Origin of the sequence: Murinocardiopsis flavida (assembly GCF_003014485.1) — a bacterium.
GTDB lineage: Bacteria > Actinomycetota > Actinomycetes > Streptosporangiales > Streptosporangiaceae > Murinocardiopsis > Murinocardiopsis flavida.
In genome coordinates, this window is sequence record NZ_PYGA01000013.1 from 122297 (window position 1) to 141147 (window position 18851).

At 72.3% G+C, this 18851-nt stretch carries 14 protein-coding genes; 5 read left to right on the forward strand and 9 right to left on the reverse strand.

All coding sequences use genetic code 11. The features are described 5' to 3' along the window. Nucleotides 1–6: 6 nt before the first annotated feature. The 9 genes from CLV63_RS18535 to CLV63_RS18575 all read right to left on the reverse strand — a co-directional run bounded on the left by CLV63_RS18535 (nt 7) and on the right by CLV63_RS18575 (nt 12363). Nucleotides 7–1392, reverse strand: a complete 1386-nt coding sequence (locus CLV63_RS18535) for an APC family permease (protein WP_245928895.1) — start codon at nt 1390–1392, stop codon at nt 7–9. Between the two features lie 372 nt (nt 1393–1764). Next, nucleotides 1765–3870, reverse strand: a complete 2106-nt coding sequence (locus CLV63_RS18540) for an alpha-N-acetylglucosaminidase (protein WP_106584402.1) — start codon at nt 3868–3870, stop codon at nt 1765–1767. Nucleotides 3871–3875: 5 nt separating this feature from the next. After that, nucleotides 3876–4772, reverse strand: a complete 897-nt coding sequence (locus CLV63_RS18545) for a carbohydrate ABC transporter permease (RefSeq protein ID WP_245928896.1) — start codon at nt 4770–4772, stop codon at nt 3876–3878. Then, a complete protein-coding gene (locus tag CLV63_RS18550) occupies nt 4769–5743 on the reverse strand; it encodes a carbohydrate ABC transporter permease (RefSeq protein ID WP_211301367.1) in 975 nt (324 codons plus the stop codon). The genes CLV63_RS18545 and CLV63_RS18550 overlap by 4 nt, the downstream gene beginning before the upstream one ends. A 76-nt stretch (nt 5744–5819) precedes the next feature. After that, the gene (locus tag CLV63_RS18555) at nt 5820–7202 is read right to left on the reverse strand and encodes an ABC transporter substrate-binding protein (RefSeq protein WP_106584403.1); all 1383 of its coding nucleotides are present in this window, start codon (nt 7200–7202) and stop codon (nt 5820–5822) included. Between the two features lie 263 nt (nt 7203–7465). Continuing rightward, nucleotides 7466–7738: a hypothetical protein gene (locus tag CLV63_RS18560; protein WP_106584404.1), complete on the reverse strand. Its 273-nt coding sequence runs from the start codon at nt 7736–7738 to the stop codon at nt 7466–7468. 25 nt (nt 7739–7763) lie between these two features. Continuing rightward, nucleotides 7764–9053, reverse strand: coding sequence for a YeeE/YedE family protein (locus CLV63_RS18565; RefSeq protein ID WP_106584405.1), 1290 nt, complete (start codon nt 9051–9053; stop codon nt 7764–7766). A gap of 883 nt (nt 9054–9936) precedes the next feature. Beyond that, nucleotides 9937–11091, reverse strand: a complete 1155-nt coding sequence (locus tag CLV63_RS18570; RefSeq protein ID WP_106584406.1) for a glycerol dehydrogenase — start codon at nt 11089–11091, stop codon at nt 9937–9939. Nucleotides 11092–11316: 225 nt separating this feature from the next. Continuing rightward, complete coding sequence (locus CLV63_RS18575) at nt 11317–12363, reverse strand: LacI family DNA-binding transcriptional regulator (protein ID WP_245928897.1); 1047 nt, start codon at nt 12361–12363, stop codon at nt 11317–11319. 424 nt (nt 12364–12787) lie between these two features. Here CLV63_RS18575 and CLV63_RS18580 point away from each other — a divergent pair, with 424 nt between their 5' ends. From CLV63_RS18580 to rhaI, 5 genes are all read left to right on the forward strand, one after another. After that, entirely contained in the window at nt 12788–14275 is a 1488-nt protein-coding gene (locus tag CLV63_RS18580) for a sugar ABC transporter ATP-binding protein (RefSeq protein ID WP_245928903.1), read from the forward strand. Next, entirely contained in the window at nt 14272–15321 is a 1050-nt protein-coding gene (locus tag CLV63_RS18585; protein WP_106584407.1) for an ABC transporter permease, read from the forward strand. The genes CLV63_RS18580 and CLV63_RS18585 overlap by 4 nt, the downstream gene beginning before the upstream one ends. After that, a complete protein-coding gene (locus tag CLV63_RS18590) occupies nt 15311–16390 on the forward strand; it encodes an ABC transporter permease (RefSeq protein WP_106584408.1) in 1080 nt (359 codons plus the stop codon). The genes CLV63_RS18585 and CLV63_RS18590 overlap by 11 nt, the downstream gene beginning before the upstream one ends. Next, nucleotides 16387–17463, forward strand: coding sequence for a rhamnose ABC transporter substrate-binding protein (rhaS, locus tag CLV63_RS18595; RefSeq protein ID WP_211301368.1), 1077 nt, complete (start codon nt 16387–16389; stop codon nt 17461–17463). The genes CLV63_RS18590 and rhaS overlap by 4 nt, the downstream gene beginning before the upstream one ends. Before the next feature lie 191 nt (nt 17464–17654). After that, on the forward strand, nt 17655–18821 hold the full coding sequence (gene rhaI, locus CLV63_RS18600; protein WP_106584513.1) for an L-rhamnose isomerase: 1167 nt from the start codon (nt 17655–17657) through the stop codon (nt 18819–18821). The last annotated feature ends 30 nt before the right edge of the window (nt 18822–18851 follow it).

An 18851-nucleotide genomic window follows, 5' to 3' on the forward strand; every position in this document is an offset into this window, starting at 1 on the left:
CGGGGGTCAGGCGCTGCCGGTCTCCGCGCGGGCGCGGTTGGTGAAGTGGTTGACCAGCCAGAACACCACGCCGATGGCGAGCAGCGAGCCCGCGATCCCGTACTCGATCAGCGGCCGCCCCGTCACGGGGCTTGCGAAGAACACGCAGGTGATGACGCCGAGGACCGGGGCCCACGTGGGCGCCGAGTAGTGGCTGTGCGCCACCGGGTCGCGGCGCAGTACCAGCACCGCGACGTTGACGACGGCGAACACCATGAGCAGCAGCAGCGAGGTCGTGCCGCCGAGGCTCGCGATGTCGACCGAGCTCACCAGGATGATCGCGAGGATGCTGGTGAACAGGATGGACACGAACGGGGTGCGGCGGAAGGCGAGGACGCGGCCGAACACGCTGGGGATGATCCGCTCGTTGGACATGCCGTAGAGCAGCCGCGACGCCATCATCATGTTGATCAGCGCCGTGTTGGTCAGCGCGAACATCGCGATGATCGAGAACGCGATCGGCGGGAACCACGGCGCGGCCGCCTGCACCACCAGCAGCAGTGGGCCGTCGGACGCCGCGAGTTCGTCCGTGGGCACGAGGGTCGACGTGACCAGGGCGATCACCACGTAGATCACCGCGGTGATGGTCAGGCCCAGCAGCACGACCCGCGGGAACGTCCGCGACGGGTCCTTGGTCTCCTCGCACATGTTCACCGAGTCCTCGAACCCGACCATGGCGAAGAACGCGAGCGCGGTGGCCGAGGTGACGGCGAGGAACGGGCTGGTGTCGGGGTTGAACTCCAGCAGCCGCCCGGGGTCGGCGGCGAGGTCGGGGTTGCTCGACCCGAAGAAGATCGCGTACGACCCGGCGGCGATCACGATGACCAGGCCGGACACCTCGATCAGGGTGAGGACCACGTTGGCCTTCACCGACTCGCTGACGCCGCGCAGGTTGATGCCGGCGAGCAGCAGCAGGAAGCCGATCGCGACGGCCCACGACGGGGTCCCCGGGCCGAAGATCTCCTTGAGGTAGTCCCCGCTGAACCCCTGCGCCGCCGACGACGCGGAGGTGATCCCGGAGCACATGACCGCGAACGCGACCATGAACGTCAGGAAGTGCACGCCGAACGCCTTGTGCACGTACAGGGCCGCGCCCGCCGCCCGCGGGTACTTGCTGACGAGCTCCAGGTAGCTGAACGCGGTCAGGAAGGCCACGACGAACGCGACCAGGAACGGCAGCCACAGCGCGCCGCCGACCTTGCCCGCAACCACGCCGGTCAGCGAGTAGACGGTGGTGCCGAGGATGTCGCCGATGACGAACAGCAGCAGCAGTTTCGGCCCGATCACCCGCTTCAGCGGAGTGTCCTCGGAATCGCCAGTGGGGCGTTTGATGTCAGTAGGTCCGTCGCTCACTGGCGCACCTCATGTTCCTTCCAGAATCCGCTCCGGCCAGCGGAGCGTAATGCCGTTGAACGGCACCGCATAGGGGGCGCCGTACAACAATCCGGTTCCTTCGACGGGCCGGCGCGGCGCCCCCGGAACGGGGGCCGCCCGCCCTGGCCCAGCGCGCAGACCGCGATGGGGCGGCGGCCGGTACGCGGCGTGCGCCGCGCACCGAACGGGGACCGGTTCCCACGTCGAACGCATTGGACCGTGACCCGGCCGCCGGACAGCATCTCATGCGTCGAGACACTCTGCGAGTCGGCCGCCGGTCGCCGCCGCGAAGCCCTGCGGGGCGGGCGTTCCCGCACGTCGCCGCGGTGCCGGACGCGGTCCCGCGGCCGGTCAGCGGTAGGCGTACGCGGCGAACAGGCGCCGCGCGACGGCGACGGTGTCGCCGCGCGGCTCGGTGGCGTAGCGCTCGCCGCCGCGGCACCAGCCCTCCTCGAAGGCCGTGAGTTCGGCGTCGAACGCCTCGGGGTCGAGCGGGGTGCCGTGCGCCAGCGACGCGGCGAGCGCCTGCGTCCACAGCCGCCAGCGCGGCAGGTGGTAGCCCTCGACAAGGCCCGACCAGTGGCGCCCGGAGTAGTCGTGCAGCCGGCTGCCCGCACGGCCCCACACGGTGATCAGCCGCCGCGCGTTCCACTCGTGCAGCCGCCGCTCCGCCTCTGTCGTGCCCTGCGCCCGGGCGTCGGCCAGCCACGGGCCCAGCAGGAACTCGCGCCGGGTCGCGAGCAGTTCGCCGAGGTCGCCCAGGAGCCCGAGGAACGCCGCGGCGGACTTGTCGGTCGCGGCCGGGTCGCCCGACCGGAACGCGTCGGCCGTCTCGGCCCGCAGTTCGCGGGCGCGCACCGCGAGGACCTGCGCCGTGACGTCGGCGAGGTCCCGGCCGTAGCGGTCGGCGCCCGCCGCCTCCGGCGCGGCGTCCAGCAGCAGCCGCCAGGCGTCGACCAGGTCGGCGGGCTCCCATTCCGGCGGGCCCGACCCGGGGTGGGGCGGCTCGGCGGGGCTGAGGTCGCCCGTGACGCGCGGCCGCGCCACCACCGCGGAGTTCTGCGGACTGCCGGTGCGCTCCGCCGCGTAGACCGTCGCCAGCAGGCGGCCCCACGCGTCCTCGGCGGCGCGGACCGGCCGGCCGTACCGGCGCCGCGCGAACCCCCGGAACCACTCCGGCAGATCGGGCGGTTCGGGCTCCCACAGCAGGTCGGCGAAGTGCGCGTACACGGCGGGGTCGGCGCCTTCGGCCTCCATGGTGAGGCCGGCGCCCCGGAACCGCCCCCGGTCGGGCGAACCGGCGGCCTCGGCGAGCCCGGCCGCGACCGCCGCCGGCTTGCCGTGCATCCCCGGCCGCCCGCCGAAGTTGTGCAGCATGCACCACACCCAGGGCTTGCCGTGGAACGCGGCGGTCTCCTTCCACAGCGGGCGCTGCTCGGCCCACAGGTCCTGCACGAGCAGGTGCTCGTCGGGGACGGCCGTGAGGAACGCCCGGATGCGCTCCGCCGTCCAGAACCCGCCCTTGTAGGCGAACGGCCACGACTGGAGCAGCCACACCGCGCCGGGGTCGGCGGCGACCATGGGCTCGTGGACGGCGCGCGCGATGGCTGCCAACGCCTCGGGGCTGCCGTCGGGCGGCACCATCTCGATGAACGGGTCGGCGGCGTAGAGGTTCCCCGAACCGAAGCGGCGGGTCTGCTCCGCCATGAACCGCGCACCCACCGCCCGGAACTCGGCGGACAGCGGGTCGAGCAGGGTGGAGGAGAACTCGAACCAGCGCATCCGGTGCCCCGCCCCGAGTTGTTCCGGCAGGTGCCCGGCGAACGCCTGGAGCACCGGGGACATGCCGAGTTCACGCTCCCGCTCGATGATGCGCCGGCCCAGGTCCGCGCGGGCGTCGATGAACGGCTGCGGCAGCGGGCCGCCCCAGTGCTCGGTGCAGCCCATCCACGTGAACGGCAGGTACCCGGACCCGCCGAGGAAGTCGCGGGTGGCGTCGTCGGCCATGCCGAGCCCGCGCAGCACCGCCTGCCACACGGCCTCCTGGCCGGTCAGGGCGAGCGGGGTGGTGACGCCGTGCATCGCCATCCAGTCGATCTGGCGCTCCCAGCGCCGCCAGTCCCAGAACGCGGTGGTGTAGCTGAACGTGCAGTAGTTGAAGTGGGTGCGGTGCGCGAAACCGGTGCCGCGCCGCACCGGGGCGGTCGACGGCAGCCGGTCGGGCGGCTCGACAACGGCGGTGTCCCAGGACAGGTCGGTCCCGCACACCCGGGTCAGGTACCAGCGCAGCGCGCACGCCTGCGCCACCGGCGAGGACCCGCGCAGCTCCACCCGGCCGCCCTCGGCCGCGACCTCGAACACGTCGCCGGACTCCGGGGCCGGCAGCGGGGCGGTGGTGAACTCGGCGGCGCGCGCGCCGAGCACCCGCCGCAGCAGGCCGGCGATCCCGTGGGGCATCTGCGCTACTCCTTCGTCGCTCCCGCGGACAGCCCTTCGGCGAACACGCGTTGCGCGAAGAGGAACACCAGCACGATCGGCAGGGTCATGATCACCGAGGACGCGAGCAGCACGGTGGGGGAGACGTCCTGGTTGTCGAGCAGCGCGATGCCGATGGACACCGTCCAGCTGTCCCGCGACTCCAGCAGGAACAGCAGCGCGAACAGGAACTCGTTCCACGCCACGATGAACACGAACAGGCCGGTCGCCGCCAACGCGGGCAGGGCCAGCGGCAGCACGATGTGCCACAGGGTGCGCAGGCCGCCCGCGCCGTCGAGCGCCGCCGCCTCCTCGATGCCCTCGGGCAGGTTCTCGAAGAAGTTGCGCAGCATGAACAGCGCCACCGGGACGGTCTGCGCCAGGTAGATGACGACCAGCGCGGCCAGCGACCCGCGCAGGCCCATGCCGGTGAAGATGACGAACAGCGGGATCGCGATGACCACCGCGGGGAACAGGTACACCGACAGGAACAGCATGCCGAGCAGCCGTTTGCCGGGGAAGTCGAACCGGCTCACCGCGTAGCCGCCCAGGACGGAGAACAGCAGCGCCAGCACGATGGTCCCCACCGCGACGTACAGGCTGTTCAGCAGGAACCCGCCGATGTCGTAGCCGCCGGTGTCCATGGACGCCAGCGCGCGCTGGTAGCTGGCGAAGGTGATCTCGCCCAGTGTCGGGAACACCCGCAGCGGGTTGGCGAGCAGCGACTCCAGCGGCCGCATCGACAGCGCCACCATGTACACCAGCGGCACGACCGTGATGACCAGCAGGAACAGCCGCATCACCCAGGCGAGGACGCCGAAGACCAGGGTCTCGATCCGGTCGCGGGTCCAGGCCCGCCGTGCCGGGTTCTGCCGCGCGCTCACGCCCGGACCCCCTTCCGCGGCTGCGACCGCCAGACGTAGGCGACCAGCAGCACGCCCATCGTGGCGGACATGACCAGCCCCAGCGCCGAGGCGCCGCCCAGGTCGTTGCGGGCGGTGAGGTACTCGTACACCTGGACGGCCATCACCTGGGTGCCGCCGGCGCCACCGGTGAGCAGGTAGACGTCGGTGAAGTTCTGGAAGACGAAGATCGCGCGGAGCATCAGCAGCAGGCTGATGACGCCCCAGAGCTGCGGCCACACGATGTGCCGGAACACCTGGGTCGGCGCTGCGCCGTCGATGCGCGCCGCCTCGACCAGGTCGCCGCCGATGGACTGGAGGCGCGCCAGCAGGAACAGGAACGCGAACGCGAACGACCGCCAGACCTCGAACGCGACGACCGTGAGCAGCGCGACCGGCACGGGCACCGCCACACCGAGCAGCTCCGGGTGGGCCGTGCGCTGGCTGAGGAACATGATGGGCTCCGACCAGCCCAGCCAGCGCAGGCCGATGGCGTTCACCAGGCCGAACTGGGGGTCGAGCATGGTCTGCCAGAGCAGGGCCGCCGCCACGACGGGTACCGCGAACGGTACCAGCACCAGGCTGCGCAGCAGCGCACGGCCGAAGAACGCCCGCCGCAGCGCCAGCGCGGCGGCGAGTCCCAGCGCGATGGAGCCGACCGTCCCCAGGAACGTGTAGGCGATGGTCGCCCCGACGCTCTCCCAGAAGGTCGAGGAGCTGAGGACGTCGGCGAAGTTGCCCAGCGTGTACGTGGCGTTGAACAGGTTGGCGTAGGGCAGGTCGATGAGGCGGATCTCGGTGACGGCGAGGAACAGCGTCCAGAAGAACGGGACCACGACGACCAGCGCGATCACCAGGAACGTCGGGGAGACCAGGACGAGGGCGAAGCGCGCGCGCCGCTCGGCGTACCCGGTCGGGCGGGTGAGCGCCGCGATGCCTTTCTTGGCGTCCAAGACGACCCTTTCGCGTCTGTCGGGCGGCGAGGCGCCGGCGCCTCGCCGCGTGACGAGTGGTTGCCCTAGCGTTCTGCTAGTCGAGGTCGAGTTCCTCCGCGCGCTGCTGGACCTGCTCGGCGGCCTCCTTCGGTGACCGGGTGCCCTCCATGACCTGCTGGAGCGCCTTGGGGACGACGAACTCGCCGTAGAGCGCCTGGACGAGTTCGCCCCGACCGTCGGAGACCCCCCAGCGCCGGAAGCTCGCCGCGCCGTCGGCCACCGAGTCGACGCCGTCCTCGCCGACGAGGTCGACCATGGGCTGCGGGGTGCCCTTGTCGCCGACCTCCAGGTCCTTCCAGGAGTCGATGTAGACCTCGGGGTCGTCGGCCTCGCCGGGGCGCATGGGGAACTGGCCCTCGGGTGCGATGCCGAGCAGCCCGGTGTAGCCGTCGGTCAGCAGGTACTCGGCGAGCTCCTTGGCCGGGCCGGTGTCGGTGCGCGCACTGATGCCGAGGTTCAGGGTCTGGCCGAACTGGACGGGCTCGCCGTCGGGGCCGCTGATGCGCTGGACGTAGCCGGTGTTCTTCGCCAGCCAGCGGGGGTCGTCCTTGCACTTGGGGCAGGACGGCGAGATCTCCGTGGACAGCCCGTTCAGTTCGTCGTACAGGTGCGTCGACCACAGCATCATCGCCGCGCCGCCGGAGAGGTACACGGCCCGGGTGGTCAGCTCGTCCTGCGCGCCGCCGGCGGAGAACTCCGTCATCCACTCGGTGTAGCGCTCGATGACCTCGACGCACTGAGGGGTGTCGAACGCGATCTCGCCGTCGTCGTCGATCAGGTTGCAGCCGTTGGCGAGCGCGAGGTACTCGAAGGACTGCTGCGTGTAGGGGGTGCTGGTGGAGGTGCCGGCGAGCAGCCCGGCGGTGTCCTTGTCGTGGAGGGTGCGAGCGGCCTTGTCGATGGCGTCGAAGGTGGCGGGCGGCTCCAGCCCGGCCTGCTCGAACAGGTCCTTGCGGTAGAAGACCACCTCGCCCCAGCCGTCGGTGGGCACCGCCGAGGAGCGGCCGCCCATGTCGACCAGTTCGAGGGCTGCGGGGTTGAAGGTGTCGCGTCCGAGGGACTCGACCACGGCGTCGGCCGCCTTGACGTCGAGGATGCCGTCGCCCGCCCAGCCCTGGGTGAGGTCGACGGTGTGGAACAGGATGTCGGGCAGGTCGCCCGCAGCGGCGGCGTTGGTGACCGCGGTGTTGAGGTCGCCGGGGTCGATGGCGACGACCTCCGTCTCGACACCGGTCTCGGCCGTGAAGTCGTCGAGGACCGACTGGGTGTGCTTGATCTGCTCCGGCAGCACCAGGACGGTCCAGAAGGTGATCTTGCCGTCCTTGCTGTTGCCTCCGGCCCCGGGAAAGCACGCCGTGGCGAGCAGTACGGCCGCGACCACGGCCAGCACCGCGGGGACTCGGCGGCTCAGGAGCATGGAACCCGACCTCCGGGGGACGCGGTATCTGGTCTATACCGCTTTCCTACGTCCAGCCCGGCACCGGCGTCAATAGTTTCCGCGGCGCGCTCTCACAGTGGGTTTTCCCGTCCCGATCACCGGTGCACCCGCCGTCGGGTCGGAACACGACCGATGCCCCGGTTCACGGCCGCCGTGCCATCGGTCTCAGGTCAGTGCCAGGGCCCAGGCGGTGACCAGCAGGGGGCGACGATAGGCCAGAAGGAGGCAGGTGAGGCGGAGCTTCACCCACCTGTGCGGCGCCGTTTGTCGCTGCCGTCGGTGGCGTACTCGCCGAACACCACGAACCATCCGAGGATGTGCACGGGGATGCTCAGCGCCCATGCGAACAACAGCAGCGCGCCCACCACGTTGCCGATGACGCCGATGGGGTTCTCGGCGAGCGATGCCGGCCCACCTGCGAACAGCGCGAGCAGGGACAGCGGGACGAACACAACGATCGAGGCGATGAGCCCGATGGCACAGACGATCCGCAGGAGCCCTTTCCGGTCCTCCACGCGACTTCGACCGGCCTGCCCGTGTCTAGCAGACGCTGTCGCTCGGCTTGGGGTTCGCGAGGCCGAACACGCCCCGGGCCTTGAGCCCGACCCAGGTCCCGGCGATGGCGACGACGGCCCAAAGCCAGCCGTGCAGGCTGCCCGACGCGATCCCGGCCAGGTAGGCGCCGATGTTGCAGCCCCCGGCCAGGCGCGCGCCGATCCCCATCAGGATGCCGCCGGCGATCGCCGCGGCGGCGACGTTCCAGCGCAGCCCCGTGTGCAGCTTCCAGGCACCGGCGGCGGCAGCGGCGATCGCCGCGCCGATCATGATGCCGATGTTGGTCAGGCTGGTCTTGTCGGTGAGGACGGGACCGCTCAGCTGCGCGGCCTGCTCGGGCTGCTGCCAGAACGCCCACGTCTCGGGGTGCGCCCCGGCGAGTTGCAGCGCCTTCGCCCCCCACAGGTTGAACGCGCTGGTGACCCCCCACGCCCCACCGGAGACCACGAGGACGGCGGCGCCGAGGGCCGCGAGGACCAGGGCGCCCACCAGCATCGGCCAGCTGCCGCGCAGGATCCGTGCGACGCCTGCGGCGCTGGGGACGGCGCCGACCGGCGGCGGTGTGCGCCGGTTCTGGTAGAGGCGGCTGCCGACGACGAGGACGCCGAGCGCCGCGATGGTGATGGCCCAGGACCCGAACCAGCCCACCGAGTCGGCGAGCACAACGGGTTCGAGTTGGGGGAGGTCGTTCACCAGCGGCCAGGCCGCGCTGTACAGCACCGACCCGACGATGAACCCGCCGAGCGTCAGCACGATGGTGGACTGCCCGGAGCCGACGGCGAACAGCGTGCCGGACGCGCAGGCCCCGCCGAGCTGCATGCCGATACCGAACAGGAACGCGCCGAGGAGCAGGGCGACCCCGAGCGGCCCGCCCGATGGCGCGGGCGCCGAACCGAACAGGCCCGTTCCGGTGCCGATGATCAGCGCGAACAGGGTTGCGGTCGCCCCGAGGAGGAGGGCGTGCGCGCGCAGCCCCGTGCCGTTGCCGACGGCGACGAGCTGGCGCCAGGCCGAGGTGAAGCCGAACCGGGAGTGGAACAGCGCGAGACCCAGTCCGCCCCCGAGGAGCAGCAGCACGGCCGGTTGGGCGCCATGGGCGACGGCGACGTAGCCGGCCAGCGCGGCGAGCCCGGCCACCGCGATCGCGAGCGGCAGCCACCGAACCGGCTCCAGCGCCGCGGGCTTCGGCGGCGGGGTGGACAGGGCGTTGTGGAACAGCAGCCGGGCAGGTGCGGTGGGCGCTGCGGGCGGCGCGGGAGGTGCGGGTGCGTTCACGGGAGAGTGCTCCGTGCGGGTCGGGCGGCGGGCGCGGTGCCGTGCCGGAGGACATACGTGGGATGCGGGGCCGCGGGACGCGGCCGAGGCAGGGGAGTGGCGCTCAGTAGGAAATGCGGCCGGACCGACGGCGACACAGAGCGTCGTCGGTGCTGGTGAGCGACATGGAGATGAGAACCATGCGCAAGAAGCGAGTAGGGCTACGCATTGCCGACCATGATAGGCGGGAATGTCGGATTCAGGCAAGGAGTGCCGGGCGCACCAAGCAGTGACCCCGAACGCACCCCACCAACCCCGCCCCTGCCCCCACCGTCGCCCTCGCCCCATGACCACCCGGCGAACATGACCACCGCCCGCGGCCGAAAGAGGCGGTGGTGCCACGCCCATGGCGACCTGAGGGGAGGGGGTGGGCTGCCGTCGCGGGCCCTCGCTGCGCGACAATCGCGAAGCGGCGCAGTAGGGGCGTGCGCAGGCTTCCCGGCAGCCTTGCCCACGTCCGCGGGGGGCAAGGACGCTCTCGCCCCCGGATGCCCTCGCTCCCGGACGCCTGCGCCCGCTCCGCGTGCAGGTGACCTGTGGCAACAAGCAGCACCGAAGGCGGCGAAGGTTCGAGCTCCGGTTGCATCGGTCGGGGGTGCGCGGGGGCCGGGGCAGGCGACGGTCGGTGGTGGGCCGGGGTGCGCGATCGACGACGGGCCCCCTCGGGGCCGCCCGCGCCTACCCGCGTCCCTGCGCAGCGAAAAGCACGGCTACCAGCGCAGAGCTCCACCCGCGGAGAGTGATTGGCGGTTTATATCCCTTCTGACGGCGCGATTCCCGGCAGAGGGGCGCGGATTCGGACCCCGGAAACCCCCAACTCGACCCGGCCGAACGCGACCCGTTCCTAGTACGGGTCCGGGGCCTGGGGCGGGTCCAGGTTTGCGCTTTCGCGTGCGCGGCGGCCGATCGACTCCAGTGCGCGCAGCGCGTCGCGCACGTCGCGGTCGGAGAAGTCGAACGGCAGGTTGTGGATGGTCTCCTCGGGCACCGTTGCCGCCGCGACGATCCGGTCCAGCACCGCGTCGTCCGCGTCGCCGAGTCCCGCCTCGGTCAGGGTGGTCGGCAGGCCGACCCGCGCGGTGAACTCGGCGAACTTGTCGATCTCCCGCTCCGGCGCGCCTTCGAGGACCAGCTGGGTCAGCGACCCGATGTTGACCTTCTCCCCGTGGGCGAGGTGGTGGGTCTGGTCGACGGCGGTCAGTCCGTCGTGGATCGCGTGCGCGGCGGCGAGCCCCGCCGACTCGAATCCCAGTCCCGACAGGAGCGTGTTCGCCTCGACCACCGCCTCGACATCGGGGGTCACCAGGTCGGCGCGCACGGCCTCCAGCGCGGGCAGGGCCGACACCCACAGGATGTCCCAGGACAACCGCGCCAGCGCGACGCTCGACCGGGTCTGGATGCCGCCGATCATGGTCGAGGCGCCGGAGCGCTGGACCGCGCGCGCCTCGATCCACGTCGCGAGGGCGTCCCCCACACCGGAGGCGAGGAACCGGACCGGTGCCTCCGCGACGAGCTGGGTGTCGACCAGGACCAGATCGGGGTTGCGGGAGTAGAACCGGTAGGACTCGAACGCACCCGCGTCGGTGTAGATCACCGACAGTGCCGAGGTCGGAGCGTCGGTGGAGGCGACCGTCGCGGCACTGACCCACGAGATGCCGGCGGTGTCGCCCGCGGCCTTCGCCGTGTCGATGGCGGTGCCGCCGCCGAGGCCGATGACGACGTCGTGCTTGTCGTCGCGGATCACCCCGGCGACCCGTTCGGCCTCGGCAGCGGTGGGCACCCCGCCGAAGCGCTCGAACACCACAGGCAGGTCGGCCTCCTTGAAGGAGGTGCCGATGGTGTCCTCGGTCAGGTCCCGGACGACGTCGTCGGAGAGGATCAGCGGGCGCGATCCCAGCCGGGCGACGTGCTCGCCCAGCGAGCTGAGCGCGTTGCGGCCCTGCACGTAGCGGCTCGGTGAGGCGAAGGCGCGCAGTCTCGCGGGTGCGGGGTCGGTCATGGGTTCCACTCCTTCGCGCTGGACGGCCGTGCGTCGGCAGGCGCGGCCGCGCCCCGAACCCGTTGTGCGAGCACACCGACGCGGAGCGGACCGCCGCCTCCCTGTGTCCAACTCACCGCATCCAGCCTGCGGAAACATCCCGCCCAAAGCCAGGAACCACCCAACCGGCGGACACGCGCCCCGGGGCGTCCTGGGGCTTGTGATGCGGGGCGCCTTCCCCTGGGGTCAGGTGCGGTAGGGGGCCGTGGAGCCGCGGACGACGAGTTCGGGGGCGAAGAGCATGCGCTCGTGCCGGTGGCCGGGGTCGTTGAGCTCGGACAGCAGGAGCCGCATCGCCGCGCGGCCCAGCTCGTACTTCGGCTGGCCGACGGTCGTGAGGCCCGGGTGGACGAGCGCCGCGAAGTCGACATCGTCGTAGCCGACGACGGAGATGTCGCCCGGTGCGTGCAGCCCGCGCTCGCCGAGCCCTTTGAGCAGGCCGAGCGCGAGTTGGTCGTTGGCGCAGAACACCGCCTGCGGGCGGCGTTTGGGCCCGCCCCCGAGGACCTCCTCGACGGCCTGCTCGCCGTTCGCCGCGTTCAGCTTGCCGGTCTCGACCAGCCGGACCGCGTCGTCGGGGTCGATCCCGGCCTCGTCGAGGGCCGTGCGCAGCCCGTTGAGGCGGGTCCGGCACTGCTCCAGGGACAGGGTGCCGCTGAGGAAGGTGATCCGCTCGTGCCCGAGGCTGACGAGGTGCCGCCCGGCGGCGAGCCCGCCCTCGTGGTTGTCGACGCACACGCTGCATCCGAGGTCGGCGGACACGTCGCCGCGGTCGAGCAGCACCCACGGGATGCCGCGCTCGCGCAGCCACAGCAGGTCGGACAGGTCGTTGTCGACCGGCATGATCACCGCGCCCGCCGCGCGCTGCTCGGCGAGGAGGCGCAGTGAGCGCCGCTGCCGCTGGGGATTCTCCGCGGAGTTGAGCAGGACGACGGGGTAGCCGGCCCCTGCGGCCTCGTCCTCGACGCCTTCGGAGACCTTGGTGAAGAACGGGTTGGTGACGTCCAGGACCAGCAGCCCGATGGAGTCGGTCCGGCCGGACCGCAGGCTGCGCCCCGATGAGTTGCGGACGTAGTCGAGTTCGTCGATGACCTGTTCCACCCGGAGCCGCGTTGCCTCGGCGACGCGCTCGGGCCGGTTCAACACGTTGGAGACCGTTCCGGGGGAGACCCCCGCGCGGGCTGCCACGTCGTTGATGCCGACGGCACGTCGGACGTCTTCGGATGAGGTCACGTCATGGACTCCGGTATGTGGTGGTCGGCCGGGCCGACAGCGGCGGCGAGGCTCATGGTCACAGGGCGATTTGAACGTGTCAACGGATGGTCCGGATGTGGCCGTTCGTCCGGTGTGCGGTGGAGTCGAACCCCGCCCACTGGGGCGATCGGGGCGGACGATCGCGCCTCGGATCCGGTGCTGTAGGCCCCCTTGACGCGTTCGTGTGGCCCAGCTTACATTCACGGTCTAATAAAAACGTTTTATGCGCTTCGTCGCCGCCCGCGATTGCGACCCGGCCCGGACGAGACCAGCCATGGCCGGACGAACCATGACAAGGCCAACCGGACGAACCACGACAAGGCCAGAGGAGGACGCCGTGGCCCCGCACCCCCCGCCGGACCCGCCCCCGCTCGCCCTGGTCGACGCGGCGAAGTCCTTCGGCATGGTCCGCGCGCTGCGCGGGGTGTCCCTCGACCTCCGCGCGGGCGAGATCCACGGGCTGTGCGGCGAGAACGGCGCGGGAAAGTCCACCCTGGTCGCGCTCCTCGCAGGGGTCCACCAGCCCGATGCCGGGCACATCGAGATCGACGGCGCCCCCGTCGCCCTCTCCGGTCCCGCCGCAGCCCAGCGGGCCGGTGTCGCGGTCATCTACCAGGAGCCCACCCTCTTCCCCGACCTCTCGGTCGCGGAGAACATCTTCATGGGCCGCCAGCCGCTGCGGGGCGGCCGCCGCATCGACCGGCGCGCCATGCGCACCGCTACCGCCGAGCTGTTCGCCCGCCTCGGGGTGCGCATCGACCCCGACCGGCCCGCACGCGGCCTGTCGATCGCCGACCAGCAGCTCGTCGAGATCGCCAAGGCGCTGTCGTTCGACGCGCGCGTGCTGGTCATGGACGAGCCCACCGCGGCACTGTCCGGCGTGGAGGTGCGCCGGCTGTTCGCCGTGGCCCGCGCGCTGCGCGGCAACGGCGCCGCGATCCTGTTCATCTCGCACCGCTTCGACGAGGTGTTCGCGCTGTGCGACCGCATCACGGTCATGCGCGACGGCGGGCATGTCGGCACCGGGCGGGCGGCCGACCTCACCGTCGACGCCGTCGTGCGCCAGATGGTCGGCCGCGACATCGCGACCCTGTACCCCGAGAGGACGCCCGCCCCGGGCGCGCCGGTGCTGGAGGTCGAAGAGCTGGGCCGCCGCGGCGTGTTCAGCGGGGTCGGCTTCACGGTCCGGGCCGGGGAGGTCGTGGCGCTGGCCGGGCTGGTCGGCGCCGGGCGCAGCGAGGTCGTGCGGGCGGTGTTCGGCATCGACCGCTACGACAGCGGCACCGTCGCGGTCAACGGGCGCCCGCTGCCCCCGAACCGGCCGGCCGCCGCCATGGCGGCCGGTGTGGGACTCGTCCCCGAGGACCGCCGCCAGCAGGGCCTGGTGATGGAGCTGTCCGTCGAGCGCAACGCCACCCTGACCCGCCGTTGGGCGCTGAGCCGGTTCGGCCTGCTGCGCCGCGGCGCCGAGGCGTCGGCCGCCGCCGGGTGGCTCGGCCGCCTGCGGGTCAAGGCGGGCGACACCGCCGCGCCGGTCGCCACCCTGTCGGGCGGTAACCAGCAGAAGGTGGTGCTCGCCAAGTGGCTCGCGGGCGAACCCGCCGTGCTCATCGTCGACGAACCCACCCGCGGCATCGACGTCGGGACAAAGGCCGAGGTGCACCGCCTGCTGTCGGAGCTCGCGGGGCAGGGCATCGCCGTCCTCATGGTCTCCAGTGAACTCCCGGAGGTGCTCGGCATGGCCGATCGGGTGCTCGTGATGCACGAGGGCCGCATCACCGCCGAACTCCACCGCGACGACGCCACCGAGGAGGCCGTCATGTTCGCCGCGACCGGGCAGCACGCCGGCGGCACCGCGCCGGGCGGGCCGCCACCTGAGGCGGCCCGGTGAGCGCCGGATCGGGCACCGGGGCAAGCGCGCCGGTCGCCGAGCACGGCGGCGGCGACGTCCGCGGGGCGCGGCGGCTGCGCCAGGTCCGCGAGCTCGGCATCCTCCTCGCGCTGGCGCTGATCGTCGCCGCGACGGCGGTCGCCAACCCGGGGTTCCTGTCCGGGCAGAGCATCCGCGACCTGCTGCTCAGCGCCACACTGCTGACCATCCTCGCTGTCGGCCAGACCCTCGTGATCGTCACCCGCAGCGTCGACCTGTCCGTGGGCTCGGTGCTCGGGCTGGCGGCGTTCGCCACCGGCACCCTGTTCGCCGCGTTCCCCGGCCTCCCGGTCGCCGTCGCGGTGCTCGCGGGGGTCGCCCTCGGCGCGGTGTGCGGGGCGGTCAACGGGGCGCTGGTCGCCGTCGCCCGGGTCCCGGCCCTGGTCGTCACCCTCGGCACCCTCTACGCGTTCCGTGGCGTCGACTACTGGTGGGCGGCCGGCACCCAGATCAACGCGGCCGACATGCCGGCGTCCTTCCTCGGGCTCGGCCGCACCGCTGTGCTCGGCGTCCCGGTCCCCGCGCTGGTCGCGCTGGCGGTCGTCCTCGCCGCCGGGTGGTACCTGGCGTCGTACCGCAGCGGGCGGGAGCTGTACGCCATCGGCTCCGAGCCGCACGCGGCGCGGCTGTCCGGCATCCCGGTCGACCGCAGGATCTTCGCCGCGTTCGTCGTGAACGGGGCGCTGGCCGGCCTCGCCGGGGTGCTGTACGCCGCGCGCTTCGGCACCCTCGACGCCACCGTCGGCACCGGGCTGGAACTCCAGGTCGTCGCGGCGGCCGTGGTCGGCGGGGTGGCGATCTTCGGCGGCAGCGGCACCGTCTACGGGGCCGCTCTCGGCGCGGTGCTGCTCACCACGATCGGGTCGGCGCTGCCGGTGCTGCGGGTCAGCGGCTTCTGGCAGCAGGCCGTCGTGGGGCTGCTGATCCTCGTGGCGATCGGCATGGACCGGATTCTGGCGGTGCGCGCCGCCCGCAGGCTCCGAGGAGGCGGACCCGATGGCACCTGAGGTCACCGAGCGGGACGCGGCGGCGACGGCGGCACCGCCGCCGCGGGGCAGGGCCGTGCGGCGCATCCTCGCGGGACGCGAGTCGGGCGTGCTCGGCGCCCTCCTCCTGACGGTCCTGGCGGCGTCCTTCCTGGTGGAAGGGTTCGCCACCGGGCGCAACGCCGGGTTCCTGATCCTCGACGTCGCCGCCATCGCGATCATCGCGCTGCCCATGACGCTGGTCGTCATCACCGGCGAGATCGACCTGTCCGTCGCCAGCACACTCGGCCTGACCAGCGCCGTCATGGGCCACCTGTGGGTGGCGGGGCTCCCGCTGGAGACCATCGTCCCGCTGTGCCTGGTGCTCGGCGCGGTCCTCGGCGCCGTCAACGGCCTGCTGGTCACGGTCGCGGGGCTGCCGTCGCTGGCGGTGACCATCGGCACCATGGCGCTGTACCGGGGGCTCGCCTACGTGGTCCTGGGCGACACCGCCGTCGCCGACTTCCCGCCGGCCTGGACCGCCGCGGCGGTCGGCCGCCTGCCCGGCACCGACGTCCCCCAGGTCGCCGTCCTCATCATGGTCCTCGCACTGGCGGTGGGGGTGCTGCTGCACGCGACCCCCGTCGGGCGCTCGCTGTACGCCATCGGCAGCAACGACGAGGCGGCGCGGTTCTCCGGCATCCCGGTCCGCTGGACCCGGCTGTGGCTGTTCGTCGCCACCGGGGCGGGCGCGGCGCTCGCCGGGGTGTTCTGGACCCTCCAGTACGGCAGCGCCCGCGCCGACAACGCCAACGGACTGGAGCTGTCGGTGATCGCCGCGGTCCTCCTCGGCGGCGTCTCCATCTTCGGCGGGCGGGGCGCGCTCCCCGGTGTCATCGGCGGCGTGCTGCTGCTCGGCGCCATCCGCAACGCACTCCAGCTCGCCGACGTCTCCTCCGACACCCTCAACATCGTCACCGGGCTGCTGCTGGTGGCGTCCGTGGTCGCCCCCAACCTGGTGGCGCGCCTGCGCGAACGCCGCCCACGATCCGGCGTGCCGCCCGCGCGGCCCCGGACCCCCGATCGTCCCCTCCGCACAGAGGAGTCATGATGTTCCGTTCTCGACTGGGTCGCGGCCTCGCCGCGGGCGCCGCAGCGGGCCTGCTGCTGCTCGGCACCGCCTGCGGCGGCACCACCAGGGGCGACGCCGACGGCGCCGGGGAGCAGAAGGGCGGCGGGAAGGCCGACCCCGACGCGAAGATCCCCGAGGGCCTGAAGATCAGCTACCTGCCCAAGCAGCTCAACAACCCGTACTTCACCTACGCCAACTCCGGCGGGGAGGAGGCCGTCGAAGAGCTCAAGGGCGAGTACAAGGAGGTCGGCCCCTCGGAGGCCACCGCGTCGTCCCAGGTCAGCTACATCAACACGCTGAGCCAGCAGGGTTCCGACGTCATCGTGATCGCCGCGAACGACCCCAACGCGGTGTGCTCGGCGCTGGGCCAGGCCCAGCAGGCCGGCGCGAAGATCGTCACCTACGACTCCGACGCCGACCCCGAGTGCCGCGACATCTTCATCAACCAGGCGTCCGCGAAGGGCATCGCGGAGACCCAGATCAAGCTGATCGCCGACCAGATCGGCGGCAAGGGCGAGATCGCGTTCCTCTCGGCCACCCCCAACGCCACCAACCAGAACACCTGGCTGGAGCTGATGGAGAAGGAGCTGGAGAAGGACGAGTACAAGGACATCGAGGTGGTCGACACCGTCTACGGCAACGACGACGACCAGAAGTCCTTCCAGGAGATGCAGGGGCTGCTCCAGTCCCACCCCGACCTCAAGGGCGTGGTCTCGCCCACGACCGTGGGCGTCGCCGCGGCGGCCCGCTACCTCAGCGATTCCGAGTACAAGGGCGACGTGAAGCTCACCGGGCTCGGCACCCCCAACCAGATGCGCGAGTACGTCGACAACGGCACCGTCGAGTCGTTCGCCCTGTGGGACCCCAAGGACCTCAGCTACCTCGCCGCGCACGTCGGCGCGTCCCTGCAAGCGGGGCGCATCACCGGTGCGGAGGGCGAGGAGTTCACGGCGGGGCGCCTCGGCGACTACGAGGTCGGCGCGGAGGGCGAGGTCGTGCTCGGCCCGCCCACCGTCTTCGACGCCAAGAACATCGACGAGTACGACTTCTGACCCGGCCCGCCCGAACCGCGCCGGCGGCCCGGTCCACCGGACCGCCGGCGCCCCATGGGCGGACGCGCGCACGCCGCCGCCGGCCGAGGATCCCCCACCCGGATCGAGCGGCCGCACCCGGCCATACGCGCCCGGCGCGGAATTGAAACGTTGTGATCGCCGACGAGCCGACCAGAAAGCAGGTGACCGCCATGACCGCCGTCCCCGACGTCAAGGCCGCACTGCGCACCCAGTCCATCGAGCTGCCCTCCTGGGCGTTCGGCAACAGCGGCACCCGGTTCAAGGTGTTCGCGCAGCCGGGGGTGCCGCGCAGCGCCGAGGAGAAGATCGCCGACGCCGCGCAGGTGCACGCCTACACCGGGGTCGCGCCGAGCGTCGCCCTGCACATCCCGTGGGACCGGGTGGACGACTACGCCGCGCTCGCCGCGCACGCCCGCGCGCTCGGGGTCGCCATCGGGACGGTCAATGCCAACGTGTTCCAGGACGACGACTTCCGCCTCGGCAGCGTCGCCAACCCCGACCCTGGGATCCGCCGCAAGGCGATCGACCACCTGCTGGAGTGCGTGGACGTCATGGACGCGGTCGGCTCGGCGAACCTCAAGCTGTGGTTCGCCGACGGCACCAACTACCCCGGCCAGGACGACGTGCGCGCACGCCAGGACCGGCTCGCCGAAGCGCTGCGGGAGGTCTACGCCCGGCTCGGCGGCGACCAGCGCATCCTCCTGGAGTACAAGTTGTTCGAGCCCGCGTTCTACACCACCGACGTGCCCGACTGGGGCACCGCCTACGCTCACTGCCTGAAGCTCGGCGACAGGGCGCAGGTCGTGGTCGACACCGGGCACCACGCGCCGGGCACCAACATCGAGTTCATCGTCGCCCTGCTGCTGCGGGAGGGCCGCCTCGGCGGCTTCGACTTCAACTCGCGCTTCTACGCCGACGACGACCTCATGGTCGGCGCGGCAGACCCCTTCCAGCTGTTCCGGATCATGCACGAGGTGGTGCGCGGCGGCGGGTTCGGGCCGGGCAGCGGGGTGGCGTTCATGCTCGACCAGTGCCACAACATCGAACCGAAGATCCCCGGGCAGATCCGGTCGGTCCTCAACGTCCAGGAGGCCACGGCGAAGGCGCTGCTCGTCGACGCGGCCGCCCTCGACGCGGCGCAACGCGGCGGCGACGTCCTCGGCGCCAACGCCGTGCTGATGGACGCCTACGCCACCGACGTCCGCCCCCTCCTCGCCGAACTCCGCACCGAGCAGGGCCTCGACCCCGACCCGGTGGCGGCGTTCGCCCGCTCCGGCTACGCCGAGCGCGCCGCGGCGGACCGGGTCGGCGGGCAGCAGGCCGGCTGGGGCGCCTGACCGCACCCCCAGCACCCCCCAGCACCCCCA